Origin of the sequence: Pseudomonas sp. Irchel 3H7 (assembly GCF_900187605.1) — a bacterium.
Lineage (GTDB): Bacteria > Pseudomonadota > Gammaproteobacteria > Pseudomonadales > Pseudomonadaceae > Aquipseudomonas.
The window spans coordinates 273,553-297,504 of record NZ_FYEA01000005.1; the positions used below are offsets into that span (position 1 = coordinate 273,553).

The following is a 23,952-nucleotide window of genomic DNA, read 5'->3' on the forward strand; positions in this document are numbered from 1 at the left end:
CTTTCATTCAGGCCACGGCTTCGGAATCTGTAATGCCCAACGGATCACTCCGGTCCATTACGGCGGCAAACTCCCACAGACTCAGGAGCTTATCGATGGCCACCTCCCTCAACGGCAAACGCGTCGCCATTTTGGTAACAGACGGTTTCGAACAGGTCGAACTGACCGGTCCCAAGCAGGCACTGGAGCAAGCCGGCGCGCAAGTCGACATCCTTTCCGCCGAGGCCGGCAAGGTCAAAGGCTGGAACCACGACAAACCGGCGGACGACTTCAAGGTCGACCAGACATTCCAGAGCGCCAGCAGCGAGCAGTACGACGCAATCGTCCTGCCGGGCGGCGTGCAGAACTCCGACACCATCCGCATCGATCAGGATGCCCAGCATCTGGTCAAGACCGGCGCCTCGGCCGGCAAACCGATCGCGGTGATCTGCCATGGCGGCTGGCTGCTGATCTCGGCGGGGCTGGTCAACGGCAAGACCATGACCAGTTACAAGACGCTCAAGGATGACCTGGTGAATGCCGGGGCCAATTGGGTCGATAAAGAAGTGGTCAAGGATGGTCACCTGATCAGCAGCCGTCAGCCTGATGATATTCCGGCGTTCAACAAAGAGCTGATCGACGCACTGTCTGCGTAGAAGTCAAAACCGCCTTCGCGAGCAAGTCGAATCGTCGCTCCCACATTGGAACGCGCTCAACTGTGGGAGCGAGCTTGCTCGCGAAAGGGCCATCAGCGTTTCATCGCTCATCAAACCCGGCACAAGTCGCAACACGCTATACTCCCGCTCTTTTTTCCGGAGCGACGTCATGTCCCTGCCTAGCTTGCGCCTCAAAGCCAACGCCGACCGTCGCCTGCGCGCCGGCCACCTGTGGGTCTACAGCAACGAAATCGATGTTGCCGCAACCCCTCTGCACGGCTTCAATGCCGGCGACCAGGCCATCCTCGAAGCCGCTGGCGGCAAGCCGCTGGGCATCGTGGCGATGAGCCCGAACAACCTGATCTGCGCCCGCCTGCTGTCGCGCGACACCAAAGTTGCGCTGGACAAATCGCTGCTGGTGCACCGTCTGAACGTGGCCTTGTCGCTGCGCGAGCGCCTGTTCGACAAACCGTTCTACCGTCTGGTCTACGGTGATTCCGACCTGTTGCCAGGCCTGGTCGTTGACCGTTTCGGCGACATTCTTGTGGTGCAGATCGCCTCGGCGACCATGGAAGCGCATAAAGATGACGTGATCGCGGCCCTGACCCAAGTGCTTAAGCCAAGCGGTATCCTGTTCAAGAACGACTCAGCTGCCCGTGATGCTGAAGGCCTCAACCGCTACGTCGAAACCGTGTTCGGCCTGGTGCCGGAGTGGGTGGCGCTGGAAGAGAACGGCGTGAAGTTCGAAGCCCCGGTGATTCAGGGTCAGAAAACCGGCTGGTTCTACGACCACCGCATGAACCGCGCCCGCCTGGCCCCTTACGCCAAAGGCAAACGCGTCCTCGACCTCTATAGCTACATCGGTGGCTGGGGCGTGCAGGCTGCGGCGTTCGGCGCCAGCGAAGTGTTCTGCGTCGATGCCTCGGCTTTCGCCCTCGACGGTGTTGAGCGCAACGCTGCGCTGAACGGCTTCGCCGACAAGATGACCTGCATCGAAGGCGACGTCTTCGAAGCCCTGAAAGAACTGAAAGCCAGCGAAGAACGTTTCGACGTGATCGTGGCCGACCCGCCAGCGTTCATCAAACGCAAGAAAGACATGAAAAACGGCGAAGGCGCCTACCGCCGCCTGAACGAGCAAGCCATGCGCCTGCTCAACAAGGACGGCATCCTGGTCAGCGCATCGTGCTCGATGCACCTGCCGGAAGATGACCTGCAGAACATCCTGCTGACCAGCGCGCGTCACCTGGATCGCAACATCCAGTTGCTCGAGCGTGGCGGCCAGGGTCCGGATCACCCGGTGCACCCTGCCATCGCCGAAACGCGCTACATCAAGAGCATCACCTGCCGATTGCTGCCCAACAGCTGATCCATGCGGACATCGGGGAGCCAGCAGGCTCCCCGTTTTTATCTCAGGCATCACCCTTCCCTTCGCTATCTCCCTCGAGTTCCTACAATTATATTCCCGCAGACATGCAGGACATTTCCTTACATCTTTTTATTACCGAAACTTCCCCTACAAGTTTATTTCCGGCTAAAGACTGCTCCGACAAAATTACTGGAAATTTCCTACTTAATATCCTCTTGCCAATAATCCATTACAAACTATTATGAAGTCGTCACCACGAGGTGACTTCAACTATCAACGAACAAGGAGTTCACATCATGAAACGTATTTGTCTGGAAAGTAAAAAAATCGCAAACCTGGCTTTTCTGGTTGCCCCTAAAGCCCGTTAAGTGAGTCTGGACGCTGGGAAGTGCCGGCAACCCGGCGTCCTTTTGACTTTCTCCAGAGTGAATCGACAGACATGCATATCAACCCTTACTTATTTATCTTGCCGCGCTCACCCGGGCAAATCGTGTGGAACTATAAAAACCACACACAGCACGAACTTGATCTTAATTATGCCAATCGACTCGCACAACTAATCCACAACCCGGAACTTTTCGACACCCACAACTTAATAGACACACAACTATTAAGCGCAGGCATTCTAACTATTTCCCCAATAGACAGTCCGCAATGGGGTTGGGATGAGCTGTCGAAGATTTATCACATCGGCACGCAAAATATTCCCTACGAACATACCCCACAGAATATTCACGAGTGGTCCAGACAATATCTGGCGCACTGCAACGAAGTACTGGCTAACCCACAGCCCGCGACAAACCGCCCAATGCCGGCACCCGAGCAGCGTATCGCCCTGCCTGCGCCGAGCGCGTTGAATGACGACCGTCTGGGAAATGTTCTGCTCCAGCGCAAAACCTGCCGTTCCTATACAGGTGCAGCGATAACGCTGAAGGACGTCGGCACCCTGCTCTATCTTGCCCTCGGCTATCTCCAGGAACGTGACAATGACCGCGACGACAGCATCGCCCAAGGGCTCGGCGCACGCCGGAGCAGTCCTTCCGCTGGCGGTCTGAACGCTTGCGAAGGCTTTCTGCTGGTGCAGAACGTCGATGGCCTGGAACCCGGCATCTATGCCTATCATCCAGCCGACCACACCCTGAGCCCGGTTAATCCATTGCCTGAGCCCGCGCTGGGCCAATTGCTCGGCGGTCAGCATTTCATCAACAACCTGCCGTTGGGTTTGTTTATCACCGCCCGTTTCGACCGGCTCTGGTGGAAGTACGAACACTCGCGGGCCTATCGGATGGCCTTCGTTGAAGCGGGCCACTTGTCGCAGACCTTTCAACTGGTCGCCACGGCATTGGGCCTCAACACTTGGTTGACCGGCGCGTTTGCCGACCAGCAGGTCGAAGCACTGCTCAAGCTTGAGGGCAGTGCTGAACAACCGCTGTTCTTCGTTGGTTGCGGACAAAGCGACGGGCAAGTGATGTGTCACGAAATGCGCGAGTTGTTGCGTGAGGTGCAGGCATGACCCTGTCGAATGCCGACCCGGATCAAGCGCCGGTGTCCTGGGCACTCAAATTCACCTTGGGAGACTGGGACAGCCGTGCCTCGGTACGCAGCAGTACCCATGACTACCAATTGCCCGACGATGTGCCGCTGCAACTGCAAACCCGCCATTGGTTTCCACCGGCGTTTCTACCTTATCTGGCACATCCGGCTATCCAGATGGCGGGGCGGGACGTGTTGCACCGACTGTCAGCCAACCACTTGGTGCACTTTCTCGATTACACCACCCTGCTCGAACACCGCATCGTCAACCGTGCAGTGGAAGTCATCGTGCACCGGGAACTGCCCATTTACGTCCCTCTGCCGATGAAACACGCGGCGCTGCAGCTCTACACCGACGAGGGTTACCACGCGCTGTTTTCCAATCGTCTCGCGGAGCAGATCGCCAATTTCTACGGAATCACCGAACGGCCGGTGATTCCGAAGCGCATCACCCGCCTGAACTCGCTGATTGCTCGCACGCCGGAAAAGAACCGGGCGCTGGCATGGTTTCTGCTCGGTTTCGTCTCGGAAACCATCATTGCCCGTGAGCTGCTGGACGTATGCCGCGACAGCCTGGTGTCCAGCGTCAACGACATGCTGCGCGATCATCTGACTGACGAAGCACGCCACAGTCGCTACTTCAGCGAAGTGTTCCATTATTTCTGGCTGTCGATGAACAGCCGCCAGCGTACGTTTGTGAGCCGGACACTGCTGGAAATCATCGGGATTTTTTTCGAGGCCGACGAACGCTGGTTGCAACAGAGTTTGCGAGGAGCCGGCATCGCTGACAGTGACGTGATGGAAATTGTCGGCGGCATGGCAACGGTGCAAGCCAACCGGGCACGTGCACGATCAGGCGCCATCGCCACGCTGGACGCACTACGAAAGGCCGGTTTTTTCGCGCTTCCCCATAACCAGAAGCTTTTCGCCAAGGCAGGACTGATCGATGGATAAAGGACAATCCGTGGCAACCACAAGACAGCGTCGCGCCGCTGTCAGTCTGTTGCTGGCCATGGTGCTGCTGGGTGTATTTCCACTGGATGTGCTGCTGCCTTCCTTTCCGGCACTGGCGACGCACTTTCACCGTTCGCCGGCAGACATCGCACTGTCCATCAGTCTGTTCGCCGTGGGGATCGCATTTGCTCAGGTCCTGATCGGCCCCCTCTCGGACGTGATCGGACGCAAGGGCTTGTTACTCGCCGGCATGAGCGTATCGATGCTGGGTGCGCTCGGTTGCGTGATGACCTCCGATTACACGCTATTTCTCATATTCCGGGTGATGCAGGCCCTGGGATGTGGCTGTTTCGTGCTGTCCCAGGCGCTGGTGCAGGATCTGTTCGAAGGTGAGGAACGCGACCGTTTGCGTATCCTGATGGTCACGGCTACCGGCATCTTCATCTCGGTGTCGCCACTGGCCGGCACCTTTCTTCAGGCCTCACTCGGTTGGCGCGGCAGCTTCTGGGTGTTTACCGCGCTGGCCGCCACGGTGCTGATCAAGGCCTGGCTGTTTTTACCAAACAGCCGTCCGGCCTACAGCGGCACACGGCTCGGTTTCATTCAGTCCTACCGCCGCGTGCTGGGGGATTTCGAGTTTGTCGGCTACTGGCTGATTTCAGCGTTCGCTTTCGCCTGTCACTTCTCGTTCATCGTGATTTCGCCGCTGATTTTCATGGATCAATTGCAGCTCGCACCCTACGACTTTTCACTGATTCTGCTGGTTTACGGCGCGGCCTATGTCGTCGGTGGCATCCTCGCCACCGTACTCAATCGACGGATCACTCCTGCTCAGCAAGTCTTCACCGGGCTAAGTCTGATACTGCTGTCGGGGCTGGCAATGCTGTACCTGGCAGCCAATCACGCGCTGGCGCCAGCCACTGTGTTGATCCCGATGTTGATCTGCACGGCGGGTACCACCATTGCCCGCCCCGCCGCCACCTCTCGGGCCATGGGCCTGTTTCCCGAGAACGCCGGGACGTCGGCCTCGGCGGGCAGTACGATCATCTTTATTTGTGGCGGCCTTATCAGCGCGTTGATCAGCCTCAGCCCAGCCAATCTGCAATCCACGCTCGGCTACAGCTTTGTGTTGCTAAGCGCGACAGCGCTGGTGCTCAACAACAGGCTCAGCCATCGCGCCAGAAACCTTGAAGCCAATACCGTGGCGCAGACCGGCGGTGATTAAACCCGCCGGTCGTCATCCCATACACCCCGTCGGCACTGGAACAACACTTTGCGCCATTCCCTCCAGACGCCAGCGGTGTAGAATCGGCTGATTCATCGCCATTCATCCCCCGGCGGGTTTATGAGCTCAAGCTGAGACCAGCGGCGATCCCGCAACGTCATCGGCAACTTCACGAACACACGGCCATTTCTGAGTGTTCCAGACGTCAATAGAAGCTCACTCCCCTTTTGCACCTGATTAGTAAGTGATTAGCCGCCCGGAGTGCTCCATGCCAGATTACCGCTCGAAAACATCCACCCACGGCCGCAACATGGCCGGTGCCCGCGCATTGTGGCGCGCCACGGGGATGAAAGATGACGACTTCAAAAAGCCGATCATTGCCATTGCCAACTCGTTCACCCAGTTCGTACCGGGCCATGTGCACCTGAAGGATCTGGGCCAACTGGTCGCTCGTGAAATCGAACGCGCTGGCGGCGTAGCGAAAGAATTCAACACCATCGCCGTGGATGACGGCATCGCCATGGGCCACGACGGCATGCTGTATTCGCTGCCGAGCCGCGAGATCATCGCCGACTCCGTCGAGTACATGGTCAACGCCCACTGCGCCGACGCCATCGTGTGCATTTCCAACTGCGACAAGATCACCCCGGGCATGTTGATGGCCGCGTTGCGCCTGAACATTCCGGTGATCTTCGTTTCCGGCGGCCCGATGGAAGCCGGCAAGACCAAACTCGCTTCCCACGGCCTCGACCTCGTCGACGCCATGGTGATCGCCGCCGACGAAAGCGCTTCTGACGAGAAAGTCGCTGAGTACGAGCGCAGCGCCTGCCCGACCTGCGGTTCGTGCTCCGGCATGTTCACCGCCAACTCGATGAACTGCCTGACCGAAGCCCTCGGCCTCGCACTGCCGGGCAACGGTTCGACCCTCGCTACCCACAGCGACCGCGAACAGCTGTTCCTGCAGGCCGGCCGCACCATCGTCGAGCTGTGCAAGCGTTACTACGGCGAAAACGACGAATCGGTACTGCCGCGCAACATCGCCAACTTCAAGGCGTTCGAGAACGCGATGATGCTCGACATCGCCATGGGCGGCTCGACCAACACCATCCTGCACTTGCTCGCCGCCGCCCAGGAAGCCGAAATCGATTTCGACCTGCGCGACATCGACCGTCTTTCGCGCAGCGTTCCGCAGCTGTGCAAAGTCGCCCCGAACATCCAGAAGTACCACATGGAAGACGTGCACCGCGCCGGCGGCATCTTCAGCATCCTCGGTTCGCTGGCCCGTGGCGGCCTGCTGCACACCGACCTGCCGACCGTGCACAGCCGCAGCATGGAAGAAGCCATCGCCAAGTGGGACATCACCCAGACCACCGATGAAGCGGTGCATCACTTCTTCAAGGCCGGCCCTGCCGGTATCCCGACGCAGACGGCGTTCAGCCAGTCGACCCGTTGGGAAACCCTGGATGACGACCGTGAAAACGGCTGCATCCGCAGCTTCGAACACGCCTATTCGCAAGAAGGTGGTTTGGCCGTGTTGTACGGCAACATCGCCCTCGACGGCTGCGTGGTGAAAACCGCCGGTGTCGACGAATCGATCCACGTCTTCGAAGGCAACGCGAAGATCTTCGAAAGCCAGGACAGCGCCGTACGCGGCATCCTCGCTGACGAAGTGAAGGCTGGCGACATCGTCATCATTCGCTACGAAGGTCCGAAAGGCGGCCCGGGCATGCAGGAAATGCTTTACCCGACGTCGTACCTGAAATCCAAAGGCCTGGGCAAAGCCTGCGCGCTGCTCACCGACGGACGTTTCTCCGGCGGTACTTCCGGTCTGTCCATCGGCCACGCTTCGCCAGAAGCTGCCGCCGGCGGCGCGATCGGTCTGGTGCAGGACGGCGACAAAGTGCTGATCGACATTCCGAACCGCTCGATCAACCTGTTGGTCAGCGACGAAGAACTGGCCGCACGCCGTGCCGAGCAGGACAAGAAAGGCTGGAAACCTGTAGAAGTGCGTCCACGCAAAGTGACCACCGCCCTCAAGGCCTACGCCCTGCTGGCGACCAGCGCCGACAAAGGTGCTGTGCGTAACAAAGCGATGCTCGACGGGCTGTAAGCGTCAAATCGCCGAGACAAAATGCCCCGCCAATGTGCGGGGCATTTTTTTGCCTTTGATCGTTCCCACGCTCTGCGTGGGAACGATCAACTGACACTACGCTTTCGCGAGCAGGCTCGCTCCCACACTGGCCCTGTGTCTGTTACTGAATTTCTTCTGGCTTGACGATCACCCAGTTCTTGTCCGCCGTTACCGGCAACCCTTCTTTCGCCTGCGCTGCCGCGTGCTTGGCCATCATGCCGTTCAATTGCGTCATGTATTTATCCTTGCGGTTGATCCACAAGTGAATCCCGCCCTTGGCCACGTCGACATCGTGGAACAGCATGTAACCGTCGCTGGTCGGGGTATCGCCACCCACCAGTACCGGTTTTTTCCACTCATCGATGTAAGTGAGGATCGCCGCGTGCTTGCCGGCCATCCACGTCGCCGGGGTCCAGAGATACGGCGTCAGTTCCAGGCCGAGGTTGGCCTTCTCGTCATATTTACCGGCGGTGATCTGCTTGCGCGCGGTGGTCAGTTCGCCTGTCTTCGGATCCTTGAGCAACATCGAAACGCCAATGACGTTCTGCGGTTTGACGTTGTAGCCATACTTCGGATCCGCCGCGACCATACGCACCAGTTCTTCAGACGCGGCGGTCATCACGTAGACCTCGATGCCGTTTTCCATCAGCTTGTTGTACAGCTCTTGCTGGCCGGTGAAGATCTTCGGTGGGTTGACGTCGAGTTTCTTGACCACATCGCCTTCGTAATAGGTTGCCGGCACCGGTTTGCCCGAGGCCATCAGTTCATCGACGTAACCTTTGAGTTCCTTGAGGGTGAAGCCGGAGAACACCTGCGCCACCCACGGGTAGCAGACCATGTCGTCGACTTCGCAGAGGCGATAGTAGTAACTGAACAGGCTCTCCTTGTGCTCGGCGGTGTCCTTGAACGGCATCAGTTTCAGCGAAGGGTCGAGTTTGTCGCGGGTGATCAGGCCCTTGTTTTCCATGAACGGCAACAAGGACTCTTCGAGGTCGTAGCGGTAACTGGTGTTGTCCATGTCGAACACCGCGTAGTTACCCTTGTTGGCGTTGGCGGCGATCATCGCGTCCAGCGCCTTGGCCTGATCGGCCGGCCAGTGTTTCAGGTCCGTAGCGAACGCCTGAGTGGCCAGACCCATGCCCACTGTCAGCGCGACAGCCAGAAATTTCGGTGCGAACTTCATAAGCCTCTTCTCCCTGATTCAAAGAGATCGACGCTAACAAATAAGTGTGACAGTCCTCGTCTGTCAGCGACCGCCCGCGTCCCTATTGCGCCAGATGCATTGCCGAGAGCGACACAGGCTTATTCCAAAAACGACGGACAACCTTCGATTTTGATATTAATTCATTGCAAATCAAGCTGTTAGGCTTGCCGGTTCGCAGCAGCCCCGGAAGGCTGTTGGCACAGTCTTTCCTGGAGATCTCATGAATCTACCGTTGATTCTCAACCTGCTGGTGTTCCTCGCCCTGCTCTTCGGTCTGGCACAGACCCGCCACACCACCTGGAGTCTGGCGAAAAAAGTCCTGCTGGCGCTGGTGCTCGGCGTTGCGTTCGGCGTCGCGCTGCACACCGTTTATGGTGCCGGCAACCCGGTGCTGAAAGCCTCGATTGGCTGGTTCGATCTGGTCGGCAACGGCTACGTGCAGTTGCTGCAAATGATCGTTATCCCGCTGGTGTTCGCCTCGATCCTCAGCGCCGTGGCGCGTCTGCACAATGCTTCGTCGTTGGGCAAAATCAGCTTCCTGACCATCGGCACCCTGCTGTTCACCACCGCGATTGCGGCGCTGATCGGCATCGGCCTGACCAACCTGTTCGGCCTCACCGCTGAAGGTCTGGTCGCCGGCACCCAGGAAATGGCCCGTCTGCAAACCATTCAGTCCGACTATGCCGGCAAGGTTGCCGACCTGAATGTGCCGCAACTGCTGCTGTCGTTCATCCCGCAGAACCCGTTCGCCGATCTGGCGCGGGCCAAGCCGACCTCGATCATCAGCGTGGTGATTTTCGCCGCATTCCTCGGGGTTGCCGCGCTGCAACTGCTCAAGGATGACGTCGAAAAAGGTCAGAAAGTAATCAACGCCATCGACACCCTGCAAGCCTGGGTAATGCGTCTGGTGCGTCTGGTGATGAAGCTGACGCCGTACGGCGTGCTGGCGCTGATGACCAAAGTGGTCGCCGGTTCCAACCTGCAAGACATCATCAAACTCGGCAGTTTCGTCGTGGTGTCGTACCTCGGTCTGGGCCTGATGTTCGTCGTGCACGGTTTGCTGGTATTGGCGGCCGGGATCAACCCGCTGCGCTTCTTCCGCAAAATCTGGCCAGTGCTGACGTTCGCGTTCACCAGCCGTTCCAGCGCCGCCAGCATTCCGCTGAGCATTGAAGCGCAGACCCGTCGTCTGGGGATTCCGCAGTCGGTGGCGAGTTTTGCTGCGTCGTTCGGTGCGACCATTGGCCAGAACGGTTGCGCCGGTCTGTACCCGGCGATGTTGGCGGTGATGGTTGCGCCAACCGTAGGCATCAATCCGCTGGATCCACTGTGGATCGCGACGCTGGTGGCGATTGTGACCTTGAGTTCGGCGGGCGTGGCGGGTGTTGGTGGCGGCGCGACCTTCGCGGCGCTGATCGTGCTGCCGGCGATGGGTTTGCCGGTGTCACTGGTGGCGTTGCTGATTTCGGTTGAGCCGCTGATTGATATGGGCCGCACGGCGTTGAACGTGAGTGGTTCGATTACGGCCGGTGCGATTACCAGTCAGGTGATGCAGCAGACGGATAAAGCGTTGCTGGATGCTGATGAGCATGCGGAGTTGGCTCAAGCGTGATGTAAAGCAAGATCAAAAGATCGCAGCCTTCGGTAGCTCCTACAGGGAACGCGGATACCGTGTAGGAGCTGCCGCAGGCTGCGATCTTTTAAGCTTTTTCCCAGACTTCGAAGTTGTACGCGGGCTTATCTTCAATCGCCGGATTTTCAACGTTCGACACCAGCTTCCACTGGTGCAAATCAAACTCCGGAAACCACGCATCCCCTTCCGGGCTCAACGCCACGCGAGTCAGATACAGACGATCCGCCTGCGCCAGCCCTTGCGCGTACAACTGCGCGCCACCAATCAGCATCAGCTCATCGACGCCCTGCTCCTTCGCCCATTCCTCGGCGCGAACCACGGCTGCTTCCAGCGACGGATAGACTTCGGCACCTTCCAGCACCAGACCGGTCTGACGGCTGACCACAATGTTCAAGCGCCCCGGCAACGGCCGACCGAGCGAATCCCAGGTCTTGCGACCCATGATGATCGGCTTGCCCAAGGTCGTGGCCTTGAAGTATTTGAAGTCCCCCGGCAGGTGCCAGGGCATGCTGTTGTCGACGCCGATCACGCGGTTTTCACCGAGGGCTGCGATCAGGCTGAGGGGGAGTGATTTAGTCATGCCGGCGAGGATACCAGAGCCGCGCTTACCCCGATAAGCGCCACAGCGGTTATGCTCTTCAATCAATTAAGCGACGGAAAGCCGCGTGACTGAACTGACTCCACTGCAAAACCTCTGGCTCACCGAGACCGTGCGCCTGCGCGAAGAACACGCAGGCCCATTGGATGATCTGGAAGCCAACCGACTGGCGCGCACGGCCGGCGGCGATCTGCCGAGCCGCATTCAACGCCGGGCGTTATGGCTGGCCGAACGTGACGGGCTGACTTCGGCCCTCAAACACTGGCTGCAAGGTGCGCGCCTGGCGCTGCTGCTATTGATGATTTTCGCTGTGCTTAGCGGCGCTGGTCTGGCCTTTGCTGCGTTGAGCCAAACGCCGGTCAATGTGTTCTGGGCCTTGGGCAGTCTGCTCGGGCTGAACCTGATTCTGCTACTGAGTTGGTTGCTGGGATTGATCTTTGCCGGCGAGCACGGCGCCACGCTCGGCCGATTGTGGTTATGGCTCAGCGAAAAAATGGCCCGCGACGCCAAAGCCGCGCAACTGGCGCCGGCACTGCTCTTGATGCTGCAACGCAAGAAGCTCAATCGCTGGGCGCTCGGTACGCTGGTCAACGGTTTGTGGCTGCTGGCGATGTTCAGCGCATTGATTCTGCTGCTGACGCTGATGGCGACCCGGCGCTACGGCTTCGTCTGGGAAACCACGCTTCTCAGCGCCGACACCTTTATCCACGTCACCCACGCGCTCGGTTATCTGCCATCGCTGCTCGGCTTCAACGTGCCAACGGTGGAGATGATCCGCGCCAGCGGCGACGGCGCGCTCGATATTGAAAGCGCTCGACAGGCCTGGGCAACCTGGCTGGTCGGCGTGTTGGTGGTCTACGGCGTGCTGCCGCGCCTGCTGCTGACGCTGTTGTGTTTCTGGCGCTGGAACAGCGGTAAAACCGCGCTGCGTCTGGACTTGAACCTGCCCGGCTACGCGCAATTGCGTGAACGTCTGATGCCAACCAGCGAGCGCCTCGGCGTCAATGATCCGGAGCCTGCGCAAATGCATCGCGTCGAAAGTGGCGTCGGCGAACTCGCCAGCGAAGGTGCGTTGCTGGTCGCCATCGAACTCGACGAACAACGCCCATGGCCGCCCGCGCTGCCGAAAAATGTCAGCAACGCCGGCATCCTCGACAGCCGCGAGTCACGGCACAAACTCCTCGAACAATTGAGCCGCTTTCCGCCAGCACGCCTGGCGATTGCCTGCGATCCACGGCGCTCGCCGGATCGTGGCAGCCTCGCGCTAATCGCCGAGCTGGCGCGCAGCGCTGGCGAAACCCGCGTGTGGCTGCTGCAAGCGCCGCCCGGCGAAGCACTGGACGCCGAACGTCTCGGCGATTGGCACGTTGCACTGCAACAACTTGAGCTGCCGTTCGCCGATTGCGCGCCGTTGAACTGGCTGGAGACTGGCCATGACTGATGCCTGGAAAGCGCCGCTGAAGCTCGCAGTGGTCGGCCACACCAACGTCGGCAAGACCTCACTGTTACGCACGCTGACCCGCGATGTCGGCTTCGGCGAAGTCTCCCATCGCCCGAGCACCACGCGGCATGTCGAAGGCGCGCGGTTGTCGGTGGACGGCGAGCCGCTGCTCGACCTCTACGACACGCCCGGCCTGGAAGACGCCATCGCCCTGCTGGATTTTCTCGAACGCCTGGAACGTCCCGGCGAACGTCTCGATGGCCCGGCGCGATTGGCGCGGTTTCTCGATGGCAGCGAGGCGCGCCAGCGTTTCGAACAGGAAGCCAAAGTGCTGCGGCAATTGCTCGCCTCCGACGCCGGTTTGTATGTGATCGACGCCCGCGAGCCGGTACTGGCCAAGTACCGCGACGAACTGGAAGTGCTCGCCAGTTGCGGCAAGCCGCTGCTGCCGGTGCTGAATTTCGTCAGCAGCGCCAATCATCGCGAGCCGGACTGGCGTGAGGCGTTGGCAAGGCTCGGACTGCACGCGCTGGTACGTTTTGACAGCGTTGCGCCGCCCGAGGATGGCGAGCGCCGGTTGTACGAAAGCCTTGCGCTGCTGCTGGAGAATGCCCGGCCGCAACTGGAGCGATTGATTGCCGATCAGCAGGCTCAGCGCCTCGCCCGTCAGCAAAGTGCGGCGCGGTTGATTGCTGAATTGTTGATCGACTGCGCCGCGTGCCGACGCAGTGTGGTCAGTGAAGCTGCGCAGGAACAGCAAGCCATCAGCGAGCTGCGCAAGGCTGTGCGCCAGCGCGAGCAGAAGTGTGTCGAGGCGTTGTTAAAACTGTATGCGTTTCGTCCGCAGGACGCGGCGTCGAGTGATTTGCCGTTGCTCGATGGACGTTGGGGCGATGACTTGTTCAACCCTGAGACCTTGAAGCAACTCGGCGTACGGGTGGGCGGCGGGATTGCTGCAGGTGCGGCGGCAGGAGCTGGTGTGGATTTGCTGGTTGGCGGGATTACCCTTGGTGCGGCGGCGTTGGCGGGGGCGATTGCCGGTGGTGCGCTGCAAACGGCGCGCAGTTATGGCAGTCGCTTGCTGGGCAAGATCAAGGGGCAGCGCGAACTGACGGTGGATGACGGTGTGTTGCGGCTGTTGGCGTTGCGCCAGCGGCAGTTGGTGTTGGCGCTGGATCAACGTGGGCATGCGGCGATGGATGCGGTTCAGGTGGCGACTCCGCAGGATAAGACCTGGCGCGAGGGCAAGTTGCCCGAGGCGCTGAACAAGGCACGGGCGCATCCGCAGTGGTCGTCGTTGAATCCGCAGGCGAAGTTGAATCAGGCGGAAAGGCAGGAGCAGATTGAGGCGTTGGTTGCTCGGGTGCTTGAGCTTTAGATCGCTACCCCCTCACCCCAGCCCTCTCCCCAAAGGGGTAGAGGGGGAAAGGGAGCAGATCTCCAGGCTTTTCAAACCTGAGTTCGACTGGATATCTCAGGTCGATGTATCACCTGAGAACAACACCGTAGGCTCCCTCTCCCTCCGGGAGAGGGCTGGGGTGAGGGCGACAATCACACAGCAGACAACAATCTCGCAGCCTTACGCTTCAAAACCCCAAGATCAATCACCGGCACCGCCCTCTCCTTGGCCAACTCATCCCACTGCCGCATCCGCAAACTCACCGCACACAACGGATCACGCTCAAACGCATCCGCCTCAGCCGCGGTCATCACCCCGCCCTGATACTCCAGCGTCCGCCGACTCGCCTCACTCAAGCGCTCGAAATATCCCGGCTCACGCAACGTCAGATACCGCTTAGCCTGCACGTGATACTCCACCAGCCGCGCCATGCGCTCGCTGAAACCGGCCTCACGCAAATAATCCGCGCCCAGCCGTTCATGACTGACCACGCCATAACCGCCCATATTCTCCGCGCCCTCGGCACACAAATGGCCGATGTCATGAAAGAACGCCGCCAGCACCACTTCGTCATCGAAGCCTTCGGCGATCGCCAGTTCGGCGGTCTGGGACATGTGTTCGATCTGCGACACCGGTTCGCCGATGTAATCACTGGTGCCAAAGCGTTCGTACAGCCCGAATACCCGCGCGACGACTTGCTCGTGAGCTGTCATTCAATTTCCTCCAGCAACTGCGCAACATTGCGCTCGGCCAGCGCCGGGCCGACGCTCATGCCGACACCGGTGTGCATCAGCGCCACACTCAATCCCGCTGCCGGGCGCAGCAACGAAAACGGCCCCGGCCCCCGGGAACCATAGACGCCCTGCCAGCGCTCGACCACTTGCACCTTGCATCCCAGCGTCTGCTCGGCGAGTTCAAGCATCCAGTTATCCACTTGCTCGGCGTTGAACGGTGAAGGGTCGCTGCCGTAATGGTGCGAGTCGCCGATGATCAGCTCGCCGTACGGCGTCGGGCTGATCAGCAGGTGAATGCCGTTGTCGTGCAGGTGCGGTTGCTCACGCAGGATCTGCGCCTGCACCGCCGCCGCTTCCGGCAGATCGGCGAAAGCGCCGTAGTGCACGCAACTCAAACCGGTGAGCAAGGCGTGTTGCAGATTGAGATCGACCTGCGGTTTGGCGCGGAGCATTTGCAGACGGCAGATTTGCGGATTGAGCGCAGCGATCGGCTCGGCCAGCAGGGTTTGATAATCGTGGCCGGAGCAGACGATGATCTGCTTCGCCGTGAAGCTGCCGGCGGTGCTGTGCAGGTGGCCGGGTTCGACGTCGCGCACCAACGTGGAAAAATGAAAATCCACGCCAAGGTCGCGGCGCAGATAATCGATCAGTGCCGGAATCGCTTCTCGCGAATACAGCTGTTGATCGTCCATGCCGTGCAACGCGGCGCGGTGGTGGCGGAACTGGCCGTGATACAGATCGCGCAAGGCAGCGCCGCGCAGCAACTGGATGTTGTAACCGTGTTCCACGGCGCGACCGTTGCAGAAGGCTTCGAGCAGATGTTCTTCGGCTTCAGTGCGGGCGAACAGATAGGAACCGTTGCGCTTGATTTGCAAACCGGCGAGCTGCGCCCAATCACCCCAGATCTCGCGGCTGGCCTTGGCCAGTTCGAGCATGGTGCCCGGAGGCTGGCCGGTGACCAGGGCCTGGCCGAAGTTGCGCACCGAGGCGCCGAGGGGCGTGGCTGTGCGTTCAAAAACGGCGACTTTTAGGCCGCGTTTGGCGGCGGCATAGGCGTGCGATAGGCCGAGAATGCCAGCGCCTACGATGAGCAGGTCTTTGTGTTGTGTCATTTAGAGGTGCTCTGAAAGAGAGGCCGTCATCGCTGGCAAGCCAGCTCCCACAGGTATCGAGGTGTTCCCAAAATTCGTGTTCACCGCAAAACCCTGTGGGAGCTCGCTTGCCAGCGATGAGGCCCGGTCAGACTACGAAGATTTACTTGGCCGCAACTTTCTCGGACTTGCCGTCATAACGTTTGCGCCACTCGGTCAAAATCTCGTCGCGATTCTTCGAGGCCCAGGCAAAGTCGTTCTTGATCAGGCGCTGCTCGTAATCCGCCGGCAATTCGGTCTGCGGCTTGGCGATACCCGGTTGCGCGAGGACAGCGAAGTTCTCCTTGTACAGATCCATCGCCTCAGCACTCGCCGAGAAGTCCGCCAGTTTCTTCGCCGCGTCTTCATGCGGCGTGCCTTTGATCACCGCAGTCGCTTCGATCTCCCAGCCCAGACCTTCTTTCGGCAGGATGATGTCAAGTGGCGCACCCTGACGCTTCAGCTGTACCGCCGGATATTCAAAGGAAATCCCGATCGGGAACTCGCCCGCCGCCGCCAGTTTGCAAGGCTTGGAACCGGAGTGAACGTACTGGCCGATGTTCTGGTGCAGACCGTCCATATACTCCCAGCCCTGCTTCTCGCCGAAGGTTTGCAGCCAGGCACTGACGTCGAGGAAACCGGTGCCGGACGACGCCGGATTCGGCATGACGATCTTGCCCTTGTACTCAGGTTTGGTCAGGTCCTGCCAGCTCACTGGCTTGCTCAGGCCCTGCTTCTCGGCTTCGACGGTGTTGAAGCAAATGGTCGCGGCCCAGACGTCCATACCGACCCAGGCTGGCGGGTTGGCAGCGTCGCGGTAATTCGCGCCGATCTTGCCGAGGTCCTTCGGCGCGTAGCTTTGCAGCATGCCTTGCTGGTCGAGGATTGCCAGGCTCGAAGCGGCCAGGCCCCACACCGCGTCAGCCTGTGGACGGGCCTTTTCGGCGAGCAGTTTGGCGGTGATGATCCCGGTGGAATCACGCACCCATTTGATTTCGACGTCCGGGTTGGCCTTTTCGAAGGCTTCTTTGTAGGACTTCAGCTGCTCGGCTTCGAGGGCGGTGTATACCGTCAACTCGGTTTTTGCCGCGAAGGCATTCAGGCTGAAAGTAGCGAGCACAGCAGCGGCCAGGGCCATAGGCTTGAACATGATCGTTTTCCTGTAAGTGAGTTGAATCAGTGACCGGGCGCGGTTTGCCGCCAGGCTTGAGAACGGCGCAGCAAGCCGCGCGAAGCCCACGCCAGCAGCAAGGACACACCCGCCGAGGTGAACAGAATCAGGGTCGACATCGCTGCCGCGCCGCCGACGTTGCCGGCGTCATCCATGTTCAGCACCGCCACCGCCGCGAGGATGGTGTCGGGGCTGTAGAGGAAGATCGCCGCGGAAACGGTGGTCATCGCCGAGACGAACAGGTAGCGCACAATGTCGAGCAGCGCCGGCAGGCAGATCGGCACGGTGACACGCAGGTAATGCCGATACAGCGGCGCCTTCAGCGACAGTGCAGCCGCTTCGAACTCGGCGTCGAGTTGGCGCAACGCGGTGGTTGCAGTCATTTGTGCAGTGGTCAGGTAGTGCGCAATGGTGCAGACGATCAGCAGCGTCATCGTCCCGTACAGCACGTGCAGCGGGTTGCCAGTGAGGTTGAAGAAGAAGACGTAACCCAAGCCGAGCACCAGCCCCGGCACCGCCATCGGCACAAAACTGAGCATGCGCAACGCCAGGTTGAGGCCGCGTTGGCTGCGGGTTTTCTCCATCAGGTAAGCGCCGGTAAAGATCAGCACGCTGCCGATCAGTGCCGTGCCCAACGCCATTTTCAAACTGTTGCTGTAGGCCAGCCAGCCACCGCCAGCGGTTTCGTTGAACTGGTAATGATTGAGCGACAGCGAAAGGTTGTACGGCCAGAACTTTACCAAGGAGGAGAACACCGCCATGCCGAACACCAGAATCAACGCGGCGCTGATCAGCAAGACAATCGCCAGATAGCAGCCATCGCGCAACTTCGACGGCGCCGGTTTGAACACCTGAGCGCGACCGCTCATGGAATCGCCGTGACGCCGACGCAACCAGGCATCGACACCGAAGCTGAACAGCGCCGGCAGCAACAGCACCATGCCGATCAACGCGCCGCGACCGAATTGTTGTTGGCCGACCACGGCTTTGTAGGCCTCCAGCGCCAGCACTTGATAGTCGCCACCGACCACCACCGGCACACCGAAATCGGTGATGGTCAGGGTAAACACCAGACAGAACGCGGCAAACACAGCCTGACGCGTCGCTGGCCAGGTGATGCTGCGAAACGCCTTGGCCGGACTGGCGCCCATGCTCGACGCCGCATCGAACAGTCGCGCATCGGCCAACGACAACGCCGAGAGCAAAATCATCAACGCATGGGGAAAGGTGTAAATCACCTCACCCAGCACAATCCCCCAGAACCCGTAGATGTTGTCCGAGAGCAACCCGCGCAACATGCCCTGGTTGCCGAACAGATAGACCAGCGCAATGCCCGGCAACATCGACGGCGCCATCAGCGGCAGCAGGGAAATCCCGCGCCAGATGCCCTTGGCCGGAATCATCGTGCGTTGCAGCGCGTAGGCAAACAGGTAGGCCAGCGGTACGACGATGGCCGCGACGCTGAGGGAAACTTTCAGGCTGTTGCCGAGCAGCCAGTGGAAATTCTCGCTGGTCACCAACTCCTTCGCCGCGACCCAGCCACCGCCCTGCCCGGCCTCACTGCTGAAGCCACGCCAGAAGATCGCCAGCAACGGCAGCAATACCGCGACGCCGAGTAACAGCAGCAAGAGCACTTTGCCGCCGACGACAAAAATGCGATCGCCGATCTCGGCTTTCGAAGTCTGGCGCACCTGCTTGTGCGGTAGCGGCAGCGCGAGGTTGCTGTTCATCAGGCAAACACCTGCAGGCTGCGCGGCGGCAAGGCGACCATGATTTGCTGGGCGCCGAGGCGCGGCATGGCTTCCGGGGCGAGTTCGGCGAGCAAGGCGTGGCCGGGCAACTGATCGAGTTCGAAGCTCATGCGGCAGCGATTGCCGAGAAAGGTGATCTCGCGGACTTTGGCCGGGAACAGGTTCTCTTCGTGCACCGGTGGATTGACGTTGATCGCTTCCGGGCGGCAAAACAAACGGCCCGAGGCGCGCTGAATGCTGCCATCGCTGAGGCGCAGGTTCATCCCGCCGACCTGCGCGTGAGTGTCGCTGCTGCGTTGGAACGGCAACCAGTTGCCTTGGCCGACAAACTCGGCCACGAACGGCGTGGCCGGGCGGTTGTAGATTTCCTGCGGGGTGGCGTACTGCTCGACGCGGCCGTTGTTCATCACGGCGATACGGTCGGCCATCAGCATGGCTTCGTCCTGATTGTGCGTGACCATCAGTGTGGTGATGCCGAGGTTGCGCTGCAGTTGGCGCAGTTCAGTACACAGATGCTCGCGGACGCGGGCGTCGAGGGCCGACATCGGTTCGTCGAGCAACAGCAGCGACGGTGCCGGCGCCAAGGCCCGAGCTAGAGCAACGCGCTGTTGCTGGCCGCCGGACAACTGGCCGGGGTACTTTTTCTCGCTGCCGGTGAGGCCGACCAGTTCCAGCATCTGCCCGACGCGGCGGCGCACTTCATCGCGACCGCTGCCGGCAAGGCCGTAGGCAATATTCGCCTCGACGGTCAGATTGGGGAACAGTGCGTAGGACTGGAACAGAATCCCGTAGTCGCGGGCTTGCGGGGCCAGGTGCGAGACGTCGCGCTCGCCGAGGTACAGCTCGCCGCTGTCCTGTTTTTCCAGACCGGCGATGCAGCGCAGCAAGGTGGTTTTGCCGCAGCCCGACGGGCCGAGCAGGCACACCAGTTCACCGGCGGCGACGTCGAGGGAGACGTTATCCAGCGCAGTGAACGCGCCGAAGCGTTTCTGCACGCCGCGCACTTTCATGGGTGCGCCGGGGTTGGTCAGGGCAGTTGCGATGGCAGGATTCATGGACAGACCTCATCAAGCAGATGGGGCCAATCCTAGAGTTGTAATGCGTCCGTCATGTGGCAGTGAGGCAAAAACGGCCGATAGTGGTATTCGGGGATTTTGGTTCACCAGAGATCGTTCCCACGCTCTGCGTGGGAATGCCTCATCGGACGCTCCGCGTTCGGCTGTTGGGACGCAGAGCGTCCCGGGCTGCATTCCCACGCGGAGCGTGGGAACGATCATTACGCGGGGGACATTTCCTGTGCCAAGCCGAGGAACGCCGCCGGCAACCGCGCGCCCTTGCGCTCCTTCAGGCAATACAGATACTCAGGAATCTGCGGCGCATTCTCGATCGTCAGCACGCGCAACTGCGGATCATGCGGCACTTCCTGCCGGGCAATAATGCTGATGCCGATATTGCGCAACACCGCCTCACGAATCGACTCACGGCTGCCGATCTCCAGTAACGGCCCGAAGCTCACCCCGGCACTCGCCAGCAACTCTTCCGTCAGCCGCCGCGTGGTCGAACCCGACTCACGCATCAACAACGTATGCCCGGCCAGTGCGCTCAACGCCACATGCTCCTGCGCCGCCAGCGGATGATTGCGATGCACCGCCAGTACCAGCGGATCAGTGCCAAGCACCCGCCGAATCAACCGCGCGTCATCGAGCAATTGCGACGACGCAGCGATGTCCACCCGGTAATCCTCCAGCGCTTCGAGCACCTGCTGCGAGTTACCGATTTCCACCGACACTTCCACCTGCGGCAAACGCTCGCGGAAGGTTTTCACCAGATCGAGAATGTAATACGGCGCCGTCGCGGCGATGCGCAATGTGCCCTGCACCTGACCGCTGTTGCGCAGGAAAAACTCGATGTCGGCCTCCTGCTGCAGCAGCGTCTTGACCATCGGCAGCAACCGCGCGCCTTCGTCGCTGACGCTCAGACGCCGGCCGCCACGGTAGAACAGCTCCACCGAATACTGACTTTCCAGATTGCGGATCTGCGTGGTCACGGTCGGTTGGCTGAGGCCGAGTTTTTTCGCCGCCAGCGTAATGCTGCCCAGACGGGCGACCATGTAAAACGCTTTCAGCTCGGCACTCAGCACAACCATCCCTCATCGTTTATTTGCGCAGCAGGCGCAAACCGTTGAACACCACCAACAGGCTCACGCCCATGTCAGCGAACACCGCCATCCACATGGTGGCGAGCCCGGCGAAGGTTACCGCAAGAAAGATAGCCTTGATCACCAGCGCCAGCGCGATGTTCTGTTTCAGGATGCTCGCGGTGTTGCGCGACAGGCTGATGAACGCCGGGATCTTGCGCAGATCGTCGTCCATCAGGGCGACATCGGCGGTTTCGATCGCCGTATCGGTACCGGCAGCGGCCATGGCGAAACCGATCTCGGCGCGGGCCAGTGCCGGGGCATCGTTGATACCGTCGCCGACCATGCCGACGCGATGACCCTGCTTGTACAGGTCTTCGATGGCTTGCAGTTTGTCGGTCGGCAGCAAGTCACCACGGGCCTCGTCGATACCGACCTGCGCAGCAATCGCTTGGGCGGTGTGAACGTTGTCGCCGGTGAGCATCAGGGTTTTCACCCCGAGTTCATGCAACTGGCGGATCGCTTCGCGGCTGGTTTCCTTGACGGTGTCGGCCACCGCGAACAGCGCCAGCGGCCCGGAACTGTCGAGCAGCAGCACCACGGATTTGCCCTGTTTCTCCAGCGCGAAGAGCTTTTCTTCCAGTGCTGGCGAACACAAACCGAGTTCTTCGACCAAGCGATGGTTGCCCAAGTGGTAGGTCTGGCCGTTGATGTCGCCTTTGACGCCACGCCCGCCCAACGCTTCGAAGTTATCCACAATCAGCGTGGCGAAGTTTTTATCCACAGCGGCGTTGGCGATGGCCAGCGACACCGGGTGATCGGAGCGTCCGGCCAACGCAGCAGCGATAGCCGGCGCGGAGGCATCGGCGGTTGGGTCCAGCGACAGGTAATCGGTTTGCACCGGTTTGCCGTGGGTGATCGTGCCGGTTTTATCCAGCGCCAGATAATCGAGCTTGAAACCACCCTCCAGGTACACGCCGCCCTTGACCAGAATGCCTTTGCGCGCCGCTGCCGCGAGGCCGCTGACGATGGTCACCGGGGTGGAAATCACCAGTGCACATGGGCACGCGACCACCAGCAACACCAGCGCGCGGTAGATCCAGTCGAACCACACGGCGCCCATGAACAGCGGCGGAATGATCGCCACGGCCAAGGCAAAGACGAACACCACGGGCGTGTAGATTTTCGAAAACTGATCGACGAAACGCTGGGTCGGGGCGCGCGCACCTTGGGCCTGTTCGACGGCGTGGATGATGCGCGCCAGAGTCGAATTGTTCGCCGCTGCGGTCACCGTGTATTCCAGCGAACCGGCCTGGTTGATGGTGCCGGCGAAGACTTTATCGCCGACGGTTTTTTCTACCGGCAGGCTTTCCCCGGTGATCGGCGCCTGGTCGATGGTCGAACTGCCGCTGACCACTTCACCGTCCAGCGCAATGCGCTCGCCGGGCTTTACCCGCACACGGGCACCGAGCTCGACGCTTTTCACATCCTGCTCAATCCAGCCGCCGTCAGCCTGCAACACCGTGGCTTGCTCCGGCGTCATCTGCATCAGACCACTGATCGCGTTGCGCGCACGGTCGAGCGAGCGCGCTTCGATCAGCTCGGCGACGGTGAACAGGAACATCACCATCGCCGCTTCCGGCCATTGGCCAATGAGGATTGCACCGGTGACCGCGATGCTCATCAGTGCGTTGATGTTGAGGTTGCGGTTCTTCAGGGCGATCCAGCCCTTTTTATAGGTGGTCAGGCCACCGCTGAGGATCGACACCAGCGCGATGATCGCCACCACCCAGGTCGGAGCGGCATTGGTGAAGTGAATGACTTCAGCGGCGAGCGCGCCGACACCGGACAACGCCAGCGGCCACCAGTGTTTTTTTACCGGTGCCGGGGCTGGCGCTTCGACGCCCGCCTCCAGCGGTTCGGCGTGCATGCCGAGGGATTTGATTGCTTCGGTGATCGGCTCGGTGCCCGGCAGGTTATGGGTCACGCCGAGTACGCGGTTGATCAGATTGAATTCGAGCTGCTGCACGCCGGCGAGTTTGCCGAGTTTATTCTGAATCAGTGTCTGCTCGGTCGGGCAGTCCATCGCCTCGATACGGAAACTGCTCAGCCGCGCGTCGGCGCTGGTTTTCTCGCTCAGTTGCACCAACGCAGGCGCGGCAGCTGTCGACGAGCAGCAGGAATCTTCGTGCGCATGAACCGGTGCCGGTGCTGCGGCTTTCGATCCGCAGCAGGCATCGCCGCCATGTGAATGCTTATGCACAGGCTGCAATTTATGACTGTGGTCGTGGCCGTCGCCGGGCTTGTGGGTATGCTGGGAATCGCTCATTGGTCGCGTCCATGAAGGTGCCTGTTGCCAAGTAAAGACCCTGTAGCCACTATAGGGTCAAGCACCCTTTTGGAGATTGTCGTCATGAAGATCGGAGAACTGGCCAAACTCACCGACTGCGCCGTGGAAACCATCCGCTACTACGAGCGCGAAAACCTCCTGCCGGAACCGGCGCGCAGCGACGGCAACTACCGCGTCTACACCCAGGCCCACGCCGAACGCCTGACGTTCATCCGCAACTGCCGCACCCTCGACATGACCCTCGAAGAAATCCGCAGCCTGCTCGCCTTGCGCGACAGCCCGCAGGATCAGTGTGAGAGCGTCAATGCGTTGATCGACGAGCATATCCAGCATGTGAAGGCGCGGATTGATGGGTTGCTGGCGTTGCAGACACAGTTGCTCGACCTGCGCCAACGCTGTGGCGAAGGGCCGATGGCCGATCAATGCGGGATTTTGCAGCGGCTGGAAGTGAGTGGCGGGGTTGTCGCGACGGAAGTGGAACACTCCCACGTAGGCCGCAGCCACGGCCATTGACGTTGGCGCTCGTTCCCATGCTCCGCGTGGGAATGCCGCCATGGACG

Annotated in this window: 19 protein-coding genes; 10 read left to right on the forward strand and 9 right to left on the reverse strand. The window is 60.4% G+C overall.

Translation table 11 applies throughout. From position 1 onward, the window contains the following. Positions 1-95 precede the first annotated feature (95 nt). From CKW38_RS11685 to ilvD, 6 genes are all read left to right on the forward strand, one after another. On the forward strand, positions 96-635 hold the full coding sequence (locus CKW38_RS11685) for a type 1 glutamine amidotransferase domain-containing protein (protein WP_007913579.1): 540 nt from the start codon (positions 96-98) through the stop codon (positions 633-635). A gap of 169 nt (positions 636-804) precedes the next feature. Further along, complete coding sequence (locus tag CKW38_RS11690; protein WP_007913577.1) at positions 805-2,001, forward strand: class I SAM-dependent rRNA methyltransferase; 1,197 nt, start codon at positions 805-807, stop codon at positions 1,999-2,001. 439 nt (positions 2,002-2,440) lie between these two features. After that, positions 2,441-3,514, forward strand: a complete 1,074-nt coding sequence (locus CKW38_RS11695; protein ID WP_095112807.1) for a SagB family peptide dehydrogenase — start codon at positions 2,441-2,443, stop codon at positions 3,512-3,514. Then, positions 3,511-4,488 carry a diiron oxygenase gene (locus CKW38_RS11700; RefSeq protein WP_095112808.1) on the forward strand — a complete coding sequence of 326 codons (978 nt, stop codon included), beginning with the start codon at positions 3,511-3,513 and terminating at the stop codon, positions 4,486-4,488. Before CKW38_RS11695 ends, CKW38_RS11700 begins: the two co-directional genes overlap by 4 nt. Beyond that, positions 4,481-5,713 carry a multidrug effflux MFS transporter gene (locus CKW38_RS11705; protein WP_095112809.1) on the forward strand — a complete coding sequence of 411 codons (1,233 nt, stop codon included), beginning with the start codon at positions 4,481-4,483 and terminating at the stop codon, positions 5,711-5,713. The genes CKW38_RS11700 and CKW38_RS11705 overlap by 8 nt, the downstream gene beginning before the upstream one ends. A 268-nt stretch (positions 5,714-5,981) precedes the next feature. Further along, entirely contained in the window at positions 5,982-7,823 is a 1,842-nt protein-coding gene (ilvD, locus tag CKW38_RS11710) for a dihydroxy-acid dehydratase (RefSeq protein ID WP_007913567.1), read from the forward strand. 142 nt (positions 7,824-7,965) lie between these two features. Here the strand turns inward: ilvD and CKW38_RS11715 are convergent, their stop codons facing one another. Next, complete coding sequence (locus CKW38_RS11715; RefSeq protein WP_095112810.1) at positions 7,966-9,027, reverse strand: phosphorylcholine phosphatase; 1,062 nt, start codon at positions 9,025-9,027, stop codon at positions 7,966-7,968. 241 nt (positions 9,028-9,268) lie between these two features. On the opposite strand from CKW38_RS11715, the gene CKW38_RS11720 reads away from it, so the two are divergent. Beyond that, on the forward strand, positions 9,269-10,660 hold the full coding sequence (locus CKW38_RS11720) for an L-cystine transporter (RefSeq protein ID WP_095112811.1): 1,392 nt from the start codon (positions 9,269-9,271) through the stop codon (positions 10,658-10,660). Between the two features lie 88 nt (positions 10,661-10,748). Here the strand turns inward: CKW38_RS11720 and CKW38_RS11725 are convergent, their stop codons facing one another. Then, entirely contained in the window at positions 10,749-11,261 is a 513-nt protein-coding gene (locus CKW38_RS11725; RefSeq protein WP_007913563.1) for a dihydrofolate reductase, read from the reverse strand. Positions 11,262-11,346: 85 nt separating this feature from the next. Here CKW38_RS11725 and CKW38_RS11730 point away from each other — a divergent pair, with 85 nt between their 5' ends. Further along, positions 11,347-12,720 carry a DUF2868 domain-containing protein gene (locus tag CKW38_RS11730; protein ID WP_095112812.1) on the forward strand — a complete coding sequence of 458 codons (1,374 nt, stop codon included), beginning with the start codon at positions 11,347-11,349 and terminating at the stop codon, positions 12,718-12,720. Continuing rightward, complete coding sequence (locus CKW38_RS11735; RefSeq protein WP_095112813.1) at positions 12,713-14,098, forward strand: GTPase/DUF3482 domain-containing protein; 1,386 nt, start codon at positions 12,713-12,715, stop codon at positions 14,096-14,098. The genes CKW38_RS11730 and CKW38_RS11735 overlap by 8 nt, the downstream gene beginning before the upstream one ends. 173 nt (positions 14,099-14,271) lie before the next feature. On the opposite strand, the gene CKW38_RS11740 is transcribed toward CKW38_RS11735, so the two are convergent. From CKW38_RS11740 to CKW38_RS11770, 7 genes are all read right to left on the reverse strand, one after another. Continuing rightward, on the reverse strand, positions 14,272-14,832 hold the full coding sequence (locus CKW38_RS11740; protein WP_095112814.1) for a phosphonate degradation HD-domain oxygenase: 561 nt from the start codon (positions 14,830-14,832) through the stop codon (positions 14,272-14,274). Then, positions 14,829-15,965 carry a TIGR03364 family FAD-dependent oxidoreductase gene (locus tag CKW38_RS11745; RefSeq protein ID WP_095112815.1) on the reverse strand — a complete coding sequence of 379 codons (1,137 nt, stop codon included), beginning with the start codon at positions 15,963-15,965 and terminating at the stop codon, positions 14,829-14,831. The genes CKW38_RS11740 and CKW38_RS11745 overlap by 4 nt, the downstream gene beginning before the upstream one ends. Positions 15,966-16,107: 142 nt before the next feature. Then, positions 16,108-17,133 carry a putative 2-aminoethylphosphonate ABC transporter substrate-binding protein gene (locus CKW38_RS11750; protein WP_095112816.1) on the reverse strand — a complete coding sequence of 342 codons (1,026 nt, stop codon included), beginning with the start codon at positions 17,131-17,133 and terminating at the stop codon, positions 16,108-16,110. A gap of 26 nt (positions 17,134-17,159) precedes the next feature. Next, positions 17,160-18,884 carry a putative 2-aminoethylphosphonate ABC transporter permease subunit gene (locus tag CKW38_RS11755; RefSeq protein ID WP_007912990.1) on the reverse strand — a complete coding sequence of 575 codons (1,725 nt, stop codon included), beginning with the start codon at positions 18,882-18,884 and terminating at the stop codon, positions 17,160-17,162. After that, positions 18,884-19,960, reverse strand: coding sequence for a putative 2-aminoethylphosphonate ABC transporter ATP-binding protein (locus CKW38_RS11760; RefSeq protein WP_095112817.1), 1,077 nt, complete (start codon positions 19,958-19,960; stop codon positions 18,884-18,886). Before CKW38_RS11760 ends, CKW38_RS11755 begins: the two co-directional genes overlap by 1 nt. Positions 19,961-20,181: 221 nt before the next feature. Continuing rightward, complete coding sequence (locus tag CKW38_RS11765; protein ID WP_064116303.1) at positions 20,182-21,045, reverse strand: LysR family transcriptional regulator; 864 nt, start codon at positions 21,043-21,045, stop codon at positions 20,182-20,184. 16 nt (positions 21,046-21,061) lie between these two features. Further along, on the reverse strand, positions 21,062-23,371 hold the full coding sequence (locus CKW38_RS11770) for a heavy metal translocating P-type ATPase (protein ID WP_095112818.1): 2,310 nt from the start codon (positions 23,369-23,371) through the stop codon (positions 21,062-21,064). An 84-nt stretch (positions 23,372-23,455) separates the two neighbouring features. Here CKW38_RS11770 and cadR point away from each other — a divergent pair, with 84 nt between their 5' ends. After that, positions 23,456-23,905: a Cd(II)/Pb(II)-responsive transcriptional regulator gene (gene cadR / locus CKW38_RS11775; protein ID WP_007912999.1), complete on the forward strand. Its 450-nt coding sequence runs from the start codon at positions 23,456-23,458 to the stop codon at positions 23,903-23,905. The last annotated feature ends 47 nt before the right edge of the window (positions 23,906-23,952 follow it).

Excerpts from the sequence above, each read along its gene's own strand:
- CKW38_RS11760 (WP_095112817.1), bottom strand. The coding sequence starts at position 19,960 with ATGAATCCTGCCATCGCAACTGCCCTGACCAACCCCGGCGCACCCATG.
- CKW38_RS11690 (WP_007913577.1), top strand. The coding sequence starts at position 805 with ATGTCCCTGCCTAGCTTGCGCCTCAAAGCCAACGCCGACCGTCGCCTG.
- CKW38_RS11725 (WP_007913563.1), bottom strand. The coding sequence starts at position 11,261 with ATGACTAAATCACTCCCCCTCAGCCTGATCGCAGCCCTCGGTGAAAAC.
- CKW38_RS11770 (WP_095112818.1), bottom strand. The coding sequence starts at position 23,371 with ATGAGCGATTCCCAGCATACCCACAAGCCCGGCGACGGCCACGACCAC.
- ilvD (WP_007913567.1), top strand. The coding sequence starts at position 5,982 with ATGCCAGATTACCGCTCGAAAACATCCACCCACGGCCGCAACATGGCC.
- CKW38_RS11685 (WP_007913579.1), top strand. The coding sequence starts at position 96 with ATGGCCACCTCCCTCAACGGCAAACGCGTCGCCATTTTGGTAACAGAC.
- CKW38_RS11750 (WP_095112816.1), bottom strand. The coding sequence starts at position 17,133 with ATGTTCAAGCCTATGGCCCTGGCCGCTGCTGTGCTCGCTACTTTCAGC.
- CKW38_RS11695 (WP_095112807.1), top strand. The coding sequence starts at position 2,441 with ATGCATATCAACCCTTACTTATTTATCTTGCCGCGCTCACCCGGGCAA.
- CKW38_RS11735 (WP_095112813.1), top strand. The coding sequence starts at position 12,713 with ATGACTGATGCCTGGAAAGCGCCGCTGAAGCTCGCAGTGGTCGGCCAC.
- cadR (WP_007912999.1), top strand. The coding sequence starts at position 23,456 with ATGAAGATCGGAGAACTGGCCAAACTCACCGACTGCGCCGTGGAAACC.
- CKW38_RS11740 (WP_095112814.1), bottom strand. The coding sequence starts at position 14,832 with ATGACAGCTCACGAGCAAGTCGTCGCGCGGGTATTCGGGCTGTACGAA.
- CKW38_RS11745 (WP_095112815.1), bottom strand. The coding sequence starts at position 15,965 with ATGACACAACACAAAGACCTGCTCATCGTAGGCGCTGGCATTCTCGGC.
- CKW38_RS11720 (WP_095112811.1), top strand. The coding sequence starts at position 9,269 with ATGAATCTACCGTTGATTCTCAACCTGCTGGTGTTCCTCGCCCTGCTC.
- CKW38_RS11715 (WP_095112810.1), bottom strand. The coding sequence starts at position 9,027 with ATGAAGTTCGCACCGAAATTTCTGGCTGTCGCGCTGACAGTGGGCATG.
- CKW38_RS11705 (WP_095112809.1), top strand. The coding sequence starts at position 4,481 with ATGGATAAAGGACAATCCGTGGCAACCACAAGACAGCGTCGCGCCGCT.
- CKW38_RS11700 (WP_095112808.1), top strand. The coding sequence starts at position 3,511 with ATGACCCTGTCGAATGCCGACCCGGATCAAGCGCCGGTGTCCTGGGCA.
- CKW38_RS11755 (WP_007912990.1), bottom strand. The coding sequence starts at position 18,884 with ATGAACAGCAACCTCGCGCTGCCGCTACCGCACAAGCAGGTGCGCCAG.